The organism is Streptomyces sp. WM6378 (genome assembly GCF_001279695.1).
GTDB lineage: Bacteria > Actinomycetota > Actinomycetes > Streptomycetales > Streptomycetaceae > Streptomyces.
Genome location: NZ_LGDD01000328.1, coordinates 60,087 through 76,548, shown reverse-complemented (window position 1 = coordinate 76,548; position 16,462 = coordinate 60,087). Strand labels below are relative to the sequence as shown.

14 protein-coding genes are annotated in these 16,462 nt (G+C 72.1%); 11 read left to right on the top strand and 3 right to left on the bottom strand.

Annotated features, from left to right (window positions below):
• Positions 1 to 10: 10 nt before the first annotated feature.
• The 3 genes from ADK54_RS35435 (at position 11) to nudC (ending at position 6,082) form a co-directional block, all read left to right on the top strand.
• Positions 11 to 3,622, top strand: a complete 3,612-nt coding sequence (locus ADK54_RS35435) for a UvrD-helicase domain-containing protein (RefSeq protein ID WP_053729901.1) — start codon at positions 11 to 13, stop codon at positions 3,620 to 3,622.
• 10 nt (positions 3,623 to 3,632) lie between these two features.
• The gene (locus ADK54_RS35430; RefSeq protein WP_053729900.1) at positions 3,633 to 5,048 is read left to right on the top strand and encodes a dipeptidase; all 1,416 of its coding nucleotides are present in this window, start codon (positions 3,633 to 3,635) and stop codon (positions 5,046 to 5,048) included.
• 71 nt (positions 5,049 to 5,119) lie between these two features.
• Positions 5,120 to 6,082 (top strand): NAD(+) diphosphatase, encoded by a 963-nt coding sequence (nudC, locus tag ADK54_RS35425; RefSeq protein WP_234392345.1) that lies wholly within the window; start codon positions 5,120 to 5,122, stop codon positions 6,080 to 6,082.
• A gap of 96 nt (positions 6,083 to 6,178) precedes the next feature.
• Here the strand turns inward: nudC and ADK54_RS35420 are convergent, their stop codons facing one another.
• Complete coding sequence (locus ADK54_RS35420) at positions 6,179 to 6,421, bottom strand: mycoredoxin (RefSeq protein ID WP_053729899.1); 243 nt, start codon at positions 6,419 to 6,421, stop codon at positions 6,179 to 6,181.
• 262 nt (positions 6,422 to 6,683) lie between these two features.
• Here ADK54_RS35420 and ADK54_RS35415 point away from each other — a divergent pair, with 262 nt between their 5' ends.
• The 5 genes from ADK54_RS35415 (at position 6,684) to ADK54_RS35395 (ending at position 10,572) form a co-directional block, all read left to right on the top strand.
• Positions 6,684 to 8,870 carry an ATP-dependent DNA helicase UvrD2 gene (locus ADK54_RS35415; protein ID WP_053730040.1) on the top strand — a complete coding sequence of 729 codons (2,187 nt, stop codon included), beginning with the start codon at positions 6,684 to 6,686 and terminating at the stop codon, positions 8,868 to 8,870.
• A 179-nt stretch (positions 8,871 to 9,049) separates the two neighbouring features.
• On the top strand, positions 9,050 to 9,403 hold the full coding sequence (locus ADK54_RS35410; protein ID WP_199827103.1) for a hypothetical protein: 354 nt from the start codon (positions 9,050 to 9,052) through the stop codon (positions 9,401 to 9,403).
• Positions 9,404 to 9,569: 166 nt separating this feature from the next.
• Positions 9,570 to 9,938 (top strand): WhiB family transcriptional regulator, encoded by a 369-nt coding sequence (locus tag ADK54_RS35405; protein WP_053729898.1) that lies wholly within the window; start codon positions 9,570 to 9,572, stop codon positions 9,936 to 9,938.
• Complete coding sequence (locus ADK54_RS35400) at positions 9,935 to 10,258, top strand: hypothetical protein (protein ID WP_053729897.1); 324 nt, start codon at positions 9,935 to 9,937, stop codon at positions 10,256 to 10,258. The genes ADK54_RS35405 and ADK54_RS35400 overlap by 4 nt, the downstream gene beginning before the upstream one ends.
• A 122-nt stretch (positions 10,259 to 10,380) precedes the next feature.
• Complete coding sequence (locus tag ADK54_RS35395) at positions 10,381 to 10,572, top strand: hypothetical protein (RefSeq protein WP_053729896.1); 192 nt, start codon at positions 10,381 to 10,383, stop codon at positions 10,570 to 10,572.
• Between the two features lie 36 nt (positions 10,573 to 10,608).
• Here the strand turns inward: ADK54_RS35395 and ADK54_RS35390 are convergent, their stop codons facing one another.
• Positions 10,609 to 11,979, bottom strand: a complete 1,371-nt coding sequence (locus tag ADK54_RS35390) for an ABC1 kinase family protein (protein ID WP_053729895.1) — start codon at positions 11,977 to 11,979, stop codon at positions 10,609 to 10,611.
• A gap of 40 nt (positions 11,980 to 12,019) precedes the next feature.
• Complete coding sequence (locus tag ADK54_RS35385) at positions 12,020 to 13,153, bottom strand: ThiF family adenylyltransferase (RefSeq protein WP_053730038.1); 1,134 nt, start codon at positions 13,151 to 13,153, stop codon at positions 12,020 to 12,022.
• A gap of 225 nt (positions 13,154 to 13,378) precedes the next feature.
• Between ADK54_RS35385 and ADK54_RS35380 the strand changes: the two genes are divergently transcribed.
• The 3 genes from ADK54_RS35380 to ADK54_RS35370 all read left to right on the top strand — a co-directional run bounded on the left by ADK54_RS35380 (position 13,379) and on the right by ADK54_RS35370 (position 16,461).
• Complete coding sequence (locus tag ADK54_RS35380; RefSeq protein WP_053729894.1) at positions 13,379 to 13,975, top strand: M48 family metallopeptidase; 597 nt, start codon at positions 13,379 to 13,381, stop codon at positions 13,973 to 13,975.
• A gap of 106 nt (positions 13,976 to 14,081) precedes the next feature.
• A complete protein-coding gene (locus tag ADK54_RS35375) occupies positions 14,082 to 15,767 on the top strand; it encodes a TerD family protein (RefSeq protein ID WP_053729893.1) in 1,686 nt (561 codons plus the stop codon).
• Between the two features lie 13 nt (positions 15,768 to 15,780).
• On the top strand, positions 15,781 to 16,461 hold the full coding sequence (locus tag ADK54_RS35370) for an AIM24 family protein (RefSeq protein WP_053729892.1): 681 nt from the start codon (positions 15,781 to 15,783) through the stop codon (positions 16,459 to 16,461).
• Position 16,462: the final 1 nt, after the last annotated feature.

Genomic DNA, 16,462 nt, shown 5'->3' with positions numbered 1-16,462 from the left:
CCTTTCAACCGTGCCCACCCCCCTCAGCGACCCCGAGCAGCTCAAAGAGCTCCTCGGCATCCCGTTCACCCCGGAGCAGACGGCCTGCATCACCGCGCCGCCCGCCCCGCAGGTCATCGTGGCCGGGGCCGGGTCCGGGAAGACGACCGTCATGGCCGCCCGGGTCGTGTGGCTGGTGGGCACCGGCCAGGTCGCACCCGAGCAGGTCCTGGGCCTGACCTTCACCAACAAGGCGGCCGGCGAGCTCGCCGAGCGCGTGCGCACCGCGCTGATCAGGGCGGGCATCACCGACCCGGACGCCCCCGAGCCGGAGCAGGGCGAGCCCGGGATCTCCACGTACCACGCCTTCGCGGGGCGGCTGCTCACCGACCACGGCCTGCGCATAGGCCTGGAGCCCACATCACGGCTGCTCGCCGACGCCACCCGCTTCCAGCTCGCCGCCCGCGTGCTGCGCGAGGCCCCCGGGCCGTACCCGACGCTCACCAAGTCGTTCGCCTCCCTGGTCAGCGACCTGCTCGCGCTCGACGCCGAGCTCGCGGAACACCTCGTACGACCCGAGCGCCTCGCCGCGTACGACCGGGACCTGCTGCGGGCCCTGGAGGGCGCCAAGCTCAGCAACGCCGAGCTGCGCAAGGTGCCCGAGGCCGTTGCCGCCCGGCTCGAACTGCTCGACCTGACCACTCGCTACCGCGCCGCCAAGAAGAGCCGCGACCTGCTGGACTTCGGCGACCAGATCGCGCTGTCCGCCGAGCTCGCCCTCACCCACCCCGAGGTCGGCCGGATCCTGCGCGAGGAGTTCAAGGTGGTGCTCCTCGACGAGTACCAGGACACCTCCGTCGCCCAGCGCCGCCTCCTCGCCGCGCTCTTCGGCGGCGGCACCGGCCATGCCGTGACCGCCGTCGGCGACCCCTGCCAGGCCATCTACGGCTGGCGCGGCGCCTCGGTCGCCAACCTCGACGACTTCCCCCGCCACTTCCCGTACGCCGACGGCCGCCCCGCCACCCGCTACGCGCTTTCCGAGAACCGCCGCAGCGGCGGCCGCCTCCTCGACCTCGCCAACTCCCTTGCCGCGCCGCTGCGTTCGATGCACGAAGGGGTGGAGGCGCTGCGCCCGGCCCCCGGCGCCGAGCGCGACGGAAGCGTGCGCATAGCCCTGCTCGACACCCACCAGGAGGAGATCGAATGGCTCGCCGACTCGATCGCCCACCTCGTGCGCACCGGCAAGGCACCCGGCGAGATCGCCGTCCTGTGCCGTACGGCGGGCGACTTCCCGCAGATCCAGGGCGCCCTGGTGGCCCGCGACATCCCGGTCGAGGTCGTCGGCCTCTCCGGGCTGCTCCACCTGCCCGAGGTCGCCGACCTCGTGGCGGTCTGCGAAGTCCTCCAGGACCCGGGCGCCAACGCCTCGCTGGTACGGATCCTGACCGGCCCGCGCTGGCGCATCGGCCCCCGGGACCTGGCGCTGCTGGGCCGCCGCGCCCGCAATCTCGTACGCCGCGTCACCGGCGGAGCCGACGACCCCGACCAGCGCCTCGCCGACGCCGTCGAAGGGGTCGACCCGGCCGAGGTGATCTCGCTCGCCGACGCCCTGGACACCTTCCTCGAAGGCGCCGAGGACGACGAGCTGCCCTTCTCCGCCGAGGCCCGCGTCCGCTTCGCCCGCCTCGCCGCCGAACTGCGCGACCTGCGCCGCTCGCTCGCCGATCCGCTCATGGACGTACTGCACCGCGTCCTGAGCGTCACCGGCCTCGAAGTCGAACTCTCCGCCTCCCCGCACGCCCTGGCCGCCCGCCGCCGCGAGACGCTCTCCGGCTTCCTCGACACCGCGGCGAGCTTCGCGGCGCTCGACGGCGAGGCCTCGCTCCTCGCCTTCCTCGGCTTCCTGCGCACCGCCGCCCAGTACGAGAAGGGCCTGGACAACGCGCTGCCCGGCGGCGAGAACACGGTGAAGGTGCTCACCGCGCACAAGTCCAAGGGCCTGGAGTGGGACGTCGTCGCCGTCCCGGGCCTGGTCACCGGAACGTTCCCCTCCACCCAGTCGAGGGAGTCCTGGACGTCCCAGGCGAAGGTCCTGCCGCACGCGCTGCGCGGCGACGCCCCGACGCTGCCGGTCGTCGAGGAGTGGGACGCGAAGGGCCTCAAGTCCTTCAAGGAGGCGATGAAGGACCACCAGCACACCGAGGAACTGCGCCTGGGGTACGTCACGTTCACCCGCCCCCGCACCTTGCTGCTCGGCTCCGGTCACTGGTGGGGCCCGAGCCAGAAGAAGCCCCGGGGCCCCTCCGCCTTCCTGCACGCGCTGTACGAGCACTGCGCGGCGGGCCACGGCGAGATCGAGGCGTGGGCGGACGAACCGGACGAGGACGCCGAGAACCCCGCCCTCCACGAGTCCGCCACCACCCGCGCCTGGCCGCTCCCGCTGGACCCGGACTCCCTGGCCCGCCGCCGAGCCGCCGCGGAACGCGTCCTGGCCCACATGGCGACCCCGGTCGCAGAGGCTCCTCCCCACGACGAAGCGTCCTCCTTTTATGAGGACGCGCCCTACGAAGACGCGCCTTACGAGAGCGAGCCGTACGAGGACGAGCCGTTCCCTTCGGACGAGGCGTTCCCTCCTTACGGAGAAACTTACGATGAGCCTTACGGAGAGCCTTACGGAGAAGGGGAGTTGGGCGGTCCCCTCGACCTGGCCGAGGACTGGGACCTGCTGCCCACGGAGCGCCCGGTCACCACCCCGCCGTCCGCCGACACCGAGATCCAGCCCGCGCCGGCCGAGCCCGCACCCGTCGACCACGCCGAGCACACCCGCAGCGCCCCCCGCACCGACACCGGAGCCCGCGACCACACCCTGGCCCGGACCCCGGCCGGCATCCCCGCCCCCCGCCTCACCCCCGAGGACCGCCGCACCCTGCACTCCTGGGACCGCGACCTGGAGGCGCTCACCACCGAACTCCGCCGGGCCCGCGCCACCACCCGCGAGGTCGAGGTGCCGGCCTCGCTCACCGCGTCCGAGCTGCTCAGGCTGGCCGCCGACCCCGACGGCTTCGCCCGGGACCTGGCCCGCCCCATGCCGCGCCGCCCGCAGCCGGCCGCCCGCCGGGGCACCCGGTTCCACGCCTGGGTGGAGTCCCGCTTCGAGGAACTCCCGCTGCCCATGCTGGGCCCGGACGAGCTGCCCGGGGCGGACGACACCGACGCCGACATCGCGGACGAGCGCGATCTGGCCGTCCTCAAGGAGGCCTTCGAGCGCACCCCCTACGCGGCCCGCACGCCGTACCGCACCGAGGCCCCCATCCAGCTGACGCTGGCGGGCCGGGTGATCCGGGGCCGGATCGACGCCGTCTACAAGGAGGGCGACGGCGCCCTCGCCACGTACGAGATCGTCGACTGGAAGACCGGCCGGCAGGCCACCGCCGACCCGCTCCAGCTGGCGGTCTACCGGGTCGCCTGGGCCGAGCAGCTCGGCGTCCCGCTGAAGTCGGTCGAGGCCGCGTTCGTGTACGTACGCACAGGTGAGACGGTCCGCCCGGCCCGGCTGCCGGACCGCGCCGAGCTGGAGGCGATCCTGCTCGGGCAGCGTCCGCAGGGCGGACCGGCGGACCGGCCACCGCCCCCGGCCGGATAGGCTCAAGGACATGAGCGAGACCCCGGACAGCGCCGTCCAGACCGCCACCGAGACGGTGCGCACGTACATCGAGCAGCACCGCGCCGCCTTCCTCGACGACCTCGCGGAGTGGCTGCGCATCCCGTCCGTGTCGGCCCAGCCCGACCGCGACGCCGACGTACGGCGCAGCGCCGACTGGCTCGCCGCCAAGCTCCGTGAGACCGGCTTCCCGGTCGCCGAGATCCTGGACACCCCGGGCGCCCCGGCCGTCTACGCCGAATGGCCCTCGGGCGAGGCGGCCGCCCCGACCGTGCTGGTCTACGGCCACCACGACGTACAGCCCGCGGCCCGCGAGGACGGCTGGGACACCGACCCGTTCGAACCGGTGATCACCGACGGGCGGATGTACGGGCGCGGCGCCGCCGACGACAAGGGCCAGGTGTTCTTCCACACCCTCGGTGTCCGCGCGCACCTCGCGGCCACCGGCCGCACCGCCCCCGCCGTCAACCTGAAGCTCCTGATCGAGGGCGAGGAGGAGTCGGGTTCGCCGCACTTCCGGGCCCTCGTGGAGCAGCACGCCGAGCGCCTCGCGGCCGACGCCGTGATCGTCTCCGACACCGGCATGTGGTCCGAGGACACCCCCACCGTGTGCACGGGCATGCGCGGCCTCGCCGAGTGCGAGATCCAGCTGTACGGACCCGGCCAGGACATCCACTCCGGCTCCTTCGGCGGTGCCGTCCCCAACCCGGCGACGGCCGCGGCCCGCCTGGTGGCGGCCCTGCACGACGCCGACGAGCACGTCACGGTCCCCGGCTTCTACGACGGCATCGCGGAGCTCACCGACGCCGAGCGCGAGCTCTTCGCCGAGCTGCCCTTCGACGAGGCCGAGTGGCTGGGCACCGCCAAGTCGCGGGCGACCCAGGGCGAGGCCGGGTTCTCCACGCTGGAGCGGATCTGGGCCCGCCCGACCGCCGAGGTCAACGGCATCGGCGGCGGCTACCAGGGCCCCGGCGGCAAGACGATCATCCCGTCGTCGGCCATGGTGAAGCTGTCCTTCCGCCTGGTCGCGGGCCAGGACCCCCAGCGCATCGAGAAGCTCGTCACCGACTGGGCCGCCGAGCGGATCCCCGCCGGGATCCGGCACGAGATCACCTGGAGCGCGGGCACCCGGCCGTGCCTGACGCCGCTCGGCCACCCGGCGCTCCAGTCCGTCGTGCGGGCGATGGGCGAGGCGTTCGGCACGAAGGTCCGCTTCACCCGCGAGGGCGGCTCGGGACCCGCCGCCGACCTCCAGGACGTACTCGCGGCGCCCGTCCTGTTCCTGGGCATCTCGGTCCCCTCCGACGGCTGGCACGCGCCGAACGAGAAGGTCGAACTGGATCTGCTGTTCAAGGGCGTCGAGACCACGGCCCACCTGTGGAGCGACCTCGCCGCCACGACAGCCTGATCCGCCAGCCTGACCACCGGCTGACAGAAATCGCTGAACACACCATCCACCCGGGGGAGTTGGAAGCACCTGTGAGCACCACCAGCAGTGAAGCCATCACGGACCAGCCGATCGGGCTCGCCACACCGATCGGTCTCACCGCGCCCAGCGGCATCGACCGGGCGGCCCACCACCGCCTCGACGAGGCGTGGCTGGCGGCCGCCTGGAGCCACCCGTCGACCCGGGTCTTCGTGGTCTCCGGCGGCCAAGTGCTGATCGACGACGCCCCGGACGGGCGTACGGAGCTCGTCATGACCCCGGCCTTCGAGGCCCCGGTCACTGAGACCCACCGCTACTTCCTGGGCACCGACGAGGACGGCGTCAGCTACTTCGCGCTCCAGAAGGACGCCCTGCCCGGCCGCATGGACCAGTCGGCCCGGCCGGCCGGACTGCGCGAGGCCGGCCTCCTGCTGTCCCCGCGCGACGCGAGCCTGATGACGCACGCCGTCGCCCTGGAGAACTGGCAGCGCCTGCACCGCTTCTGCTCCCGCTGCGGCGAGCGCACCGTGATCGCGGCGGCCGGCCACATCCGCCGCTGCCCCGCGTGCGGAGCCGAGCACTACCCGCGCACCGACCCGGCCGTGATCATGCTGGTCACCGACGAGCACGACCGGGCGCTGCTCGGCCGCCAGGTGCACTGGCCCGAGGGCCGCTTCTCCACCCTGGCGGGCTTCGTGGAGCCCGGCGAGTCCATCGAGCAGTCGGTGCGCCGCGAGGTCTTCGAGGAGGCCGGCGTCACGGTCGGCCCGGTCGAGTACGTCGCCAGCCAGCCCTGGCCGTTCCCGTCCAGCCTGATGCTCGGCTTCATGGCGAAGGCCACCTCGTCCGAGATCAACGTGGACGGCGAGGAGATCCACGAGGCCCGCTGGTTCTCCCGCGAGGACCTGGCCGCCGCCTTCGAGTCCGGCGAGGTCCTGCCCCCGTACGGCATCTCGATCGCGGCCCGCCTGATCGAGCTCTGGTACGGCAAGCCCCTGCCGAAGCCGACGCACTGACCCGGATCCGTCTGCGGTATCCCTATGTCTATATACGGAAGGCCCCCGTCCGAGGCAGGACGGGGGCCTTCCGGTTCAGCTGCGGGTACGGCGCTCTCAGACGCCGATCTTCTGCTTGACCTGCGCGAGCGACGGGTTGGTCAGCGTCGAGCCGTCGCCGAAGAGCACGGTCGGGACCGTCTGGTTGCCGCCGTTGGCCTTCTCCACGAACTCCGCCGACGCCGGGTCGTGCTCGATGTTGACCTCGGTGTACGCGATGCCCTCGCGGTCCATCTGCTTCTTCAGCCGCTGGCAGTAGCCGCACCAAGTGGTGCTGTACATCGTCACAGTGCCCGGCATGTCTTCGCGCTCCTCTGTATCGCTGACTGGCGTGCGCGCCCCGCCGAATGCGGTTCCGCACGCTCTGGAACGTACGAGGGCCGATCACCATTCCCGCACCGGGCCGGTATGTGACCGAATCGCCACCACGGCCGCCCTCGTGGCTGTTCGGCCAGGTGCCCGGCGCACGGTGGAGGCGGCGCGGCCCGCATTAGTACGACTGCGGGCGCCCCCTGTGGACAACGCGGCGCACCGGCCCCGGGCGACCTGGCAGCATGGCGGGGTGACATCAGCAACGCACTCCACTCTCTTCCCGCCGGTCCCGGACACGGCCGACGCGGTGCTCGACGGGCTCGACCCCGAGCAGCGCGAGGTCGCGACGGCCCTGCACGGCCCGGTGTGCGTGCTGGCCGGCGCGGGCACGGGCAAGACCCGCGCGATCACCCACCGGATCGCGTACGGGGTGCGCTCGGGGATCCTCCCGCAGTCGGGCGTGCTGGCCGTCACGTTCACCAACCGGGCAGCCGCCGAGATGCGCGGCCGGCTGCGTGAGCTCGGCGTCGGCAGCGTCCAGGCCCGGACCTTCCACTCGGCGGCCCTGCGCCAGCTCCAGTTCTTCTGGCGGGGAGCCGTCGGCGGCGAGTACCCGCCCCGGCTCGTCGAGCGCAAGGTCCAGCTGGTCGCCGAGGCGGCCGCCCGCAGCGGTCTCCGCCTCGACCGCAACGAGCTGCGCGACGTGACCGGCGAGATCGAGTGGGCGAAGGTCACCCAGCGGGTGCCCGACGACTACGCGGCGGCCGTCGCCAAGTCGCACCGCGAACCGCCCCGCGACCCGGCCGAGATCGCCCAGATCTACCGGACGTACGAGCAGCTCAAGCAGGACCGGGTGGTGATCGACTTCGAGGACGTGCTGCTGCTCCTGGTCGGCATCCTGCAGTACCGGGAGGACATCGCACAGCAGGTGCGCCGCCAGTACCAGCACTTCGTGGTGGACGAGTACCAGGACGTCAGCCCACTCCAGCAGCGCCTGCTCGACCTGTGGGTGGGCGACAGCGGCAACGTGTGCGTGGTCGGCGACGCGAGCCAGACCATCTACTCCTTCACCGGCGCCACCCCCGACTACCTCCTCGACTTCCGCACCCGCCACCCGAACGCGACGGTGGTCAAGCTGGTCCGGGACTACCGCTCCACCCCCCAGGTCGTGCACCTCGCCAACGGGCTGCTCAACCAGGCCACCGGCCGCGCCGCCGAGCACCGGCTCGAACTGGTCTCGCAGCGCGAGAAGGGCCCCGAGCCCGTCTACACGGAGTACGGGGACGAGCCCGCCGAGGCCGAGGGCGTCGCCCGGCGCATCCGCGACCTGATCCGCTCCGGGGTTCCGGCCGGGGAGATCGCGGTGCTGTACCGGATCAACGCCCAGTCCGAGATCTACGAGCAGGCCCTGGCGGACCTCGACGTGCCGTACCAGCTGCGCGGCGCCGAGCGGTTCTTCGAGCGCCCCGAGGTCCGCGAGGCGACGACCGCCATCCGAGGCGCTTCCGTGGCCGGCCGCAACGACTCGCTGCTCGACGACGCCGTGGACCTGCCCTCCCAAGTGCGGGCCGTGCTCGGCACCAAGGGCTGGACGGCCGTGCCCCCGAAGGGCTCCGGAGCGATGCGCGACAAGTGGGAGTCGCTGGCCGCCATCGTCCGCCTCGCCGAGGACTACGCGCGGGCGAAGCCCGACGCCGAGCTGTCCGACCTGGCGGCCGAGCTCCGCGCCCGGGAAGAGGCCCAGCACGCCCCGACCGTGCAGGGCGTCACCCTCGCCTCGCTGCACGCGGCCAAGGGCCTGGAGTGGGACGCCGTGTTCCTGGTCGGCCTCACCGAGGGCATGCTGCCGATCACGTACGCCAAGACGGACGAGCAGATCGAGGAGGAGCGCCGGCTGCTGTACGTCGGCGTCACGCGCGCCCGGCTCCACCTCGGGCTCTCCTGGTCGCTGTCGCGCTCTCCCGGCGGCCGGGCCCACCGTCGCGCCAGCCAGTTCCTGGACGGTCTGCGACCGGGCTCCGGATCCCGCGCCGCCCGGGCGGCGGCGGGTGGCGCGGGTGGCATCGAGCGCGGCCCCGCCGTCCGCAAGCGCGTGCGCCGGGGACCGGTGCTGTGCCGGGTGTGCGGGAAAACACTCACCGAAGCCGGTGAGATGAAGCTGATGCGCTGCGAGGACTGCCCCTCGGACATGGACGAGGCGCTGTACGAGCGGCTCCGCGACTGGCGCTCCCATCAGGCGAAGGAGCTGGGCATGCCCCCGTACGTCGTCTTCACCGACAAGACGCTCATGGCGATCGCGGAGGCCGTGCCGTCCAACGGGCACGAGCTCGCGGTGATCTCCGGCGTGGGTGCCCGCAAGCTGGATCGGTTCGGCACCGACGTCCTGGCCATCTGCGCAGGTGAGGAGCCTGGAGGAGGCGACGAGACAGGTTCATGAAAACTCGTCGAAAAAATAGTTTGCGCCCGCCCCAGGAATCCCCATAGGTTCTTAACCACGGAAACGAGAGCTTCTCCGAAGCCCGGTCTCCGTGCTGTACTTAGCTGTACTTATCCGAATACGCATGGGATCAGGCCGCGAGGCCGAAGTCCCCGAGACGCCGAGAGGAGGCGAGACCAGTGGCCAGCTACATCGAGATCACCACCAGCTTCATCAGCACCAAAGTGACGGACCGCTCGGTCGCCGCCACCTGCACGCTCGGCTCTTCGTTCCAGGGCACCGGTCTGTCCGCCGGCGCCTTCGGTCTCGTCGGCATCTCCGCCGTCGTTCCGGCCTCCCTGGCGAGCCTCCCCGTGCGTGATGAGCGCAATGAGCGACCGATCCAGGCGCCGGGAGCAGCAGTAGCGAAGGGACGGGCTCAGGCCCACGCCTTTGCGGCGACCGGTGCCGGAGCCGAAAAGCAGACGAAGCACTACCAGCACCACACGATGTGGGCCTTCCGTGGGCTCGAACCCTGGAGTGATCCAGCCTGATCCAGATCAGGCAGGCGCCTTCAGGGCCGCGGAACCCCATCAGGGATCCGCGGCCCTTCTGTTTGTCCCGAACGGGACGGACGGAGTGAAGGGGGCCTCGGTGCCAGCCGAAACCCGGCCAACCGGCCGGACCGACACAGCCGAACAAGACGAGGAAGAAATCACCGTGCAACTCGAAGCGCACGCCCCGTCCGTACCGCCCGCCCCGACTCTCCCCCCGCCCGGTCTCACGGAGGACCCCGCCTTGACTCCCCTCACTGCGCTCACCGCGCTCGACGACGCCATCGAGAACCTCGGCGTACCCGTCCCCTGCCGTTCCTTCGACCCGGAGGTCTTCTTCGCCGAGTCGCCGGCCGATGTCGAGTACGCCAAGTCGCTCTGCCAGACCTGCCCCCTGATGGCCGCGTGCCTCGCGGGCGCCAAGGAGCGGCGCGAGCCGTGGGGCGTCTGGGGCGGCGAGCTCTTCGTCCAGGGTGTGGTCGTTGCCCGCAAGCGGCCGCGTGGTCGCCCGCGCAAGAACCCGGTCGCGGCATGAACCGCCCGGGAACCATCGACCACCCCCGAACGAACGACCCCCAGAAGCAGGCCCCGATGACGACGTCCGCCAGCGAGCCCACCGGCTCCGCGACCCCAGACTTCACCACCACCGGCGCGAACGAGTCGCGCCAGAACAGGACCCTCGAAATGCAACTCATGCCAGAAGCCCTGGCCCGTGCGCATATGAACCAGCGGCTGCAGGAAGCCGAGGTGGAGCGCCAGGCGGTACGCATGGTCGCCGCCCGGCGGATGCAGCGGCGCGCCGAGCGCGCGTCGATGCGCGCCCGCCGTGCCCTCGCCATGGCCGTCATGCACTGACGGTCGGCGCCAGGTCGCGCGACCAGGAAGTAAGCAATCAGACGCGGGGGCCGGTCCGAACGGACCGGCCCCCGCGGTGCGTTGTGGCCTCAAAGGGCCGGGCACGGCGGTATCGTCGCGAGGTGGACGACCAGAATCGGCCGGTGGCCGAAACCATCGTGTGCTCCCACTGCGGGACCCCGGCTCCTGCCGAGGGCCCACCGCCGACCTGGACCTACTCGGTCGAGAACGGCACCGGACGCTACTACTGCGACGACTGCTCCCGCGCCAACATCAGGGCCATCGAAGGCAGGCTCGACGCCTCCTGGTGGTAGCGCCCGAGCCCGCCCCCAGGCCTCCCGGCCCCGTTCTCACGCCTCCTCGGCAGCCTCCGGCTCTGACTCGCCCGGGGCCTCCGCCAGGAACCCGGGCATCCACTCCTCCAGCTCGTCCCGCATGCGCACCGTCGCGTCCAACTGGCACAGCACGCCGATGGTGGACAGCGTCACGCGGTGTATCAGCAGATACGACGGCGGCAGGTTGAGCTGCTTGCCCAACTGGTGGGCGGGGGAGCGGGGATCGGCGATCCGGGCCGCCTGCCCGCGCATCCAGCCCCGGCTGAAGGTGAACTCCTCGGCCTGGGCCGGCTCGATGATCGGCAGCAGATAGTCGAGGACGGCGTCCGGGTCGAGGTCGATGGACTCCTTGACGAAGCCCTCCCCGCGCAGCAGCTCGTACACGGCCTCGGCCTCGCCCTCCAGCGTCATCCGCAGGGACTCGCCGATCGTCGCGGGCAGCCCGCCGGGGAGCCGGTCCACCGTGCCGAAGTCCATGACGCCGAGCCGCCATTGACCGCCCGCCTTCTCGGGCGGCAGCAGCCGGAAGTTGCCCGGGTGGGGATCGGCGTGCAGCAGCCCGGTCCTGGCCGGGCCCGAGAACAGGAACCGGGTCAGCAACTGCCCGGCCCGGTCCCGCTGTTCCGGCGTGCCGTCCTTGATCACGTCCGAGAGCGGTATCCCCTCGATCCACTCGGTCACCAGGACCTGGTCGCACTGGTGCACCACATCGGGCACCAGCACATCCCCGTCGCCCGTGAACTCCGCGGCGTGCTCCCGCTGGGCCCGCGCCTCCAGCTCGTAGTCCAGCTCCTCCGAGACCCGGTCGCGCAGCTCGGTGATGAGCGGCTTGATGTCCATCCCCGGAATCAGCGGGCCGAGCAGCCGGGCGAACCGGCTGAGCTGCGTCAGGTCCGAGAGCAGCGCCTCGCCCGCCCCCGGGTACTGCACCTTGACGGCCACCTCGCGCCCGTCGTGCCACACCGCCCGGTGCACCTGCCCGATCGAGGCGGCCGCCGCCGGCTTCTCCTCGAACTCCAGGAACAACTCCCGCCAGTCGGCGCCGATCCGCTCCTCCAGTACGGCGTGGACCGTGCGGGTGGGCATCGGCGGCGCCGCTTCCTGGAGCTTGGTCAGGGCGGCCCGGTAGGGCCCTGCGACCTCCTCCGGGAGAGCCGACTCGAAGACGGACAGCGCCTGCCCGAACTTCATCGCGCCCCCCTTCAGCTCGCCCAGGACCTTGAAGAGCTGCTCGGCGGTGCGCTGCTGGAGCTCGCGCGCCACCAGCTCGGCGGACTTCCCGCCGATCCGCTTGCCCAGGCCCCAGGTGGCCCGGCCGGCGAAGCCAAGTGGCAGCGCGGCCAGCTTGGCGGTCCGGGTGACCGCCTTCCGGGGAAGATCAGACATGCGCCCCTCCAAATCCCAGACAGCAGCGCCCTCGGAGGCGTTACCGGGACATTGTGTCGTGTGGCCCCACCGCCTTTGAGACCTGCTCCCCCTGAGTGTTCCCGACCGCGCCGCAGAAGCAGTCGTGGTGTGGCTCGATCGGTGCGGACCGCCAGTCGAGCCCGGGCAGCGAGGCCTCCCAGCGGCTGCCCGCGCTCGCCGGAAGATCACCGTCGAGAAACGCCAGCGCGTGCCCGGCGGCGAGACCCGCGACCGCCGTCGCGAGCGCCAGGTCGCAGGCCGGCACGGCGGTGCGCCGCCGCCCCGAGCGCCACTGCGCGAGCAGCCGCGGCCAGCCCGGGTCGCGCTCCGTGCGGCCGAGCGAGAGACATCCCGCGCACCCGGTGCCGCCGGGCAGCACCAGCGGCCCCACCACCCCCGTCGTCTCCACAACTCCCGCGTACAGATGGGGAATTCCGGCGCCGATCCAGTCCTCGGCGTCCGCCGCGTTCGGCGCGTACACATCGAGTGCCTCGCGCGGGGCGACCACGATCAGGGAGAGCGGGACCTGCTCCGCGTCCCGCCCCTGGCGCGGCGGCACGCCCGGCGCGGTCCGTCGCACCAGCTGTCCCGCCGCCGTCGCCCGCCGCTCGCCGAGGGCCCGTTCGGGCAGCCCGCCCGGCGCCACGTCGCCCGGCTGCGCGACGCCCCCGTCGAGGACGTCGACCCGGCCCACCCCGGACCCCGACAGCACCGCGGCGATGGTCGCGCCGACCCGCCCGGCGCCGCGCACCTGAACCCGTATGGCCCTGCGGGCCGCCAGCCTGCGCGCCGCGTCGCCCGGCTCCGGGTGGACGAGGGAGAGGGAAGCCAGATCCGGCCGTAGTCGCTCCAGCGCATCCGACCGAATCCGTAACGCATCGGCCGCCGGGCCGCCCGCCGTCGGATCGTCCACGACGCCCGCCGCCGTCAACCGGGCCACCAGCTCGTCCACTTGACCCGGTGGCAGATTGAGGGCACGCGCCCGCTCGTACAGGAGCGGCAGGCCCTGGGTGCCGTCGAGCAGTTCCAGGAAATGGCCCGTCGCCGGGTCCACCGGAGACACGACCACCGCCTGCGCGGGCGTGATCCCGAACTGCACGGTCTGCCGGTCCCGCCAGGCCCGGCGCAGTGCCGGCTTCAGCATCGGATGCATGGTCGAACCCCCGTTGTCCCGCACTTCCGCGCGTCCCCGGAACCTGCCCGATCGCAGGCCGTCGCGCGGCATGGGGCCAGAATGCACCGCTGCGGTGAAGGGCGTGAAAAGTTGTCCACAGGCGAGGGGTATTAGTCATTCAAATGCTGCACCCCGGCGGATGGATCATGGCTCAACCGTCCCGGAGGCGGGACTTCCTCCACTGACAGCGGGTAACGTCGGGGCGTGCCCGCCGACCCACTCCAGAGTGCCGGAAGCCCGCCGCGCAGCCCCACCAGCCTGCCGCCACGCGGTTCGGCGACGAGCGCGGTCGAGGTCCGCCGCAGCACCCGGCGCAGCAGAACGGTCTCCGCGTACCGCGAGGGCGACCGCACCATCGTGCTGATCCCGGCCCGGATGTCCGAGGCGGAGGAGCAGCGCTGGGTCACGGTGATGCTGGACAAACTGGCCGCGCAGGAGAGCAAGCGCATGCTGGGCGACGCGGAACTCACCGAGCGCGCCGAGCGTCTTTCCGAGCAGTACTTCGAGGGCCGGGCCCGCCCCGCGTCGGTGCGCTGGGTGACCAATCAGAACACCCGCTGGGGCTCGTGCACCCCGGCCGAGGGCAGCATCCGCCTCTCGCACCGGCTCCAGGGCATGCCCGAGTACGTCGTCGACTATGTGCTCGTCCACGAGCTGGCCCACCTGCTGGTGCCCGGCCACGGACCCCGGTTCTGGCGGCTCCTTGACGCCTATCCGCGCACCGAACGGGCCCGCGGCTACCTCGAAGGCGTGGTGGCCGCCGACCGCCTTCCGCACCTGCCCGCCGCTCGCGGAGAGTGAGCGTCGGCTGTTCTGTACCGAATGTGTAGCGGCTTCGCCGATTGTCCGAGGCAGCCGTTAGCCTGGCGCGACGCAATCACCTCGGGATGGGGGACGGTCGGTACGCATGGCCAGGGAATTCCAGCGCGGCCACAAGGCCAAGGTCAGTGATCTCACGGCAGGGACGGATCTGTACGTAGGCGTGCAGATCGGCGGTCCCGGGCTGGCCTTCGACATCAGCTGCTTCGGGCTCGACGCCAACGAGCAGCTGTCCGACGACCGTTACTTCGTCTTCTTCAACCAGCCGAAATCCCCTGAGGAGTCGATCCAGCTCCTCGGCGCCCAGTCCGGTGACACCGAGTCGTTCCGCGTCACCCTGGACCGCGTCCCGGCGAACATCCACAAGCTCTCCTTCACTGCGACGCTCGACGGCGCGGGCCAGATGTCGCAGGTGGGCCCGGGCTACATCCGGGTCGTCGCCGGCGGCGAGGAAGTCGTCCGGTACGCCTTCACCGGCGCGGAGTTCAGCACCGAGCGGGCCGTGATGCTCGGCGACTTCTACCTGAAGGACGTCTGGCGCTTCGCCGCCGTCGGCCAGGGTTTCGACGGTGGCCTCGAAGCCCTCCTGAAGAACTTCGGCGGCGAGGTCCTGGAGGAGGAGCCCGCGGCCCCGCCGCAGCCCGAGCCGCAGGGTGCGACGCCCGGTTTCGCGCCGCCGCCCCAAGCCGCCGCCCCGGCCCCACAGTTCGGCACCCCGGTGCCTGCCCCGCAGCCCGCGCCCTCCTTCGGGGCACCGGTGCCGGCGCCCGCGCCTGCCCCGGCCGCCCCGCAGCACTACGCGCCGCCGCCGCAGGGATCCACTCCTCCGCCGCCGCCTCCCGCGCCCAGCCCGCAGATCCATGCGGCCCCCACCATCGCCGCGCCCATGCACCTGGTGCCCGGCACCGTGCCGCCGCCGCCCGCGCCTTCTCCGTACGGGCAGCCGCCCCAGCCCCAGTACGGACGGCCGCCGCAGCAGCCGCAGTTCGGCCAGCAGCCCGGTCACGTTCCGGGCCAGGTCCCGCCGCCGGGCGCCCCCGCCCCGTACGGTCAGCCGTCGCCCTATGGGCAGCCCGCGCCCTATGGGCAGCCGCAGGCCGTGCCCCAGGGCGGTGGCGGCCTCCACGCCGCCATCCAGATGTACAAGGAACTGCCCACCGGCCAGCGCTGGACGTCGCAGAACAAGCAGCTGGTCCGGGTCGACCTCGGCGCCGGCGGCCAGCCGGTCCTCGCCCGCCAGGGCAGCATGGTCATGTACCAGGGCAAGGTCGACTTCGGCTACAAGGGAGCAGGCTTCGCGGGCCGGATCGTCGGCAACGCGACCGGCCAGGAAATGCAGTTGATGCGCTGCTCCGGCCGCGGCCAGGTCTTCCTCGCCGAGAACAGCGCCTATCTGCACCCCATCGAGCTCCAGGGCGACGGCATCTGCGTCTCCGCCGAGAACGTCCTCGCCTTCGACGAGTCGCTCCAGTACGAGGTCCGCCGCATCGAGGGGCACGGCATCCCCGGAGGTGCCCTGTTCACCATGCTCTTCCAGGGCACCGGCACCGTCGTCGTCATGACGCACGGCACCCCGGTGGTGCTGCCGGTCACGCCGACCACGTTCGCCGACAGCGACGCGATCGTCGCCTGGTCCGCCGCGTCCCAGGTGATCGTCTCCAGCCAGGTCCGGCTGCGCCGCAACGCCTATCCCGGGCACAGCGGCGAGTCCGTCAATCTCCAGTTCCGGGGCGCCCCCGGCAACTTCATCGTCGTTCAGCCGTACGAGGTCTGAGGGAGCCCGAACAATGAACCAGCAACTCGCGGGCTACGCCCCGACCCCCGTCGCGGCCCGGATGGAGAACCACGGCAGCGCCATGCTCAAGGTGGCCATGGCCACCGGCCAGGACCTGCTCGCCCGGGTCGGCTCGATGGTCGCCTACGAGGGCTTCATCCAGTACGAGCCCAACCCGCCCGCCGTGCGCCAGATGGCCCGGGACTGGATCACCGGCGAGGGCGCGCCCCTCATGAAGTGCACCGGCGACGGGCTGCTCTACCTGGCCGACTACGGCGCCAACGTCGTGATCGTCAACCTCAACAACGACGCGATCTCCGTCAACGGCACCAATGTGCTCGCCTTCGACGCGAGCCTCCAGTGGGGCGTCGAACGGGTCAAGGGGCTCGCCAAGTTCGCGGGCCAGGGCCTGTTCAACGTGAAGATCTCCGGCACCGGCTGGGTCGCCCTGACCTCGCGCGGCACCCCGGTCGTCGTCGACTGCGGGAGCGGCGAGGACGAGACGTACGTCGACCCGGACGCGCTTGTCGCCTGGTCCCCGAACCTGAAGGTGAAGGGCAAGCGCAGCTTCAAGGCGTCCTCGCTGATCGGCCGGGGCAGCGGGGAGGCGTTCCAGATGGCCTTCTCGGGCCAGGGCATCGTCGTCGTACAGCCGAGTGAGGACAGCACGGACCGCCTGCGGGCCCGGGGCTAGG

Coding starts and splice junctions, on each gene's coding strand:
- ADK54_RS35400 (WP_053729897.1), top strand. CDS start 9,935: ATGAACCGCCCGGGAACCATCGACCACCCCCGAACGAACGACCCCCAG.
- ADK54_RS35385 (WP_053730038.1), bottom strand. CDS start 13,153: ATGCATCCGATGCTGAAGCCGGCACTGCGCCGGGCCTGGCGGGACCGG.
- ADK54_RS35430 (WP_053729900.1), top strand. CDS start 3,633: ATGAGCGAGACCCCGGACAGCGCCGTCCAGACCGCCACCGAGACGGTG.
- ADK54_RS35370 (WP_053729892.1), top strand. CDS start 15,781: ATGAACCAGCAACTCGCGGGCTACGCCCCGACCCCCGTCGCGGCCCGG.
- ADK54_RS35375 (WP_053729893.1), top strand. CDS start 14,082: ATGGCCAGGGAATTCCAGCGCGGCCACAAGGCCAAGGTCAGTGATCTC.
- ADK54_RS35390 (WP_053729895.1), bottom strand. CDS start 11,979: ATGTCTGATCTTCCCCGGAAGGCGGTCACCCGGACCGCCAAGCTGGCC.
- ADK54_RS35420 (WP_053729899.1), bottom strand. CDS start 6,421: ATGCCGGGCACTGTGACGATGTACAGCACCACTTGGTGCGGCTACTGC.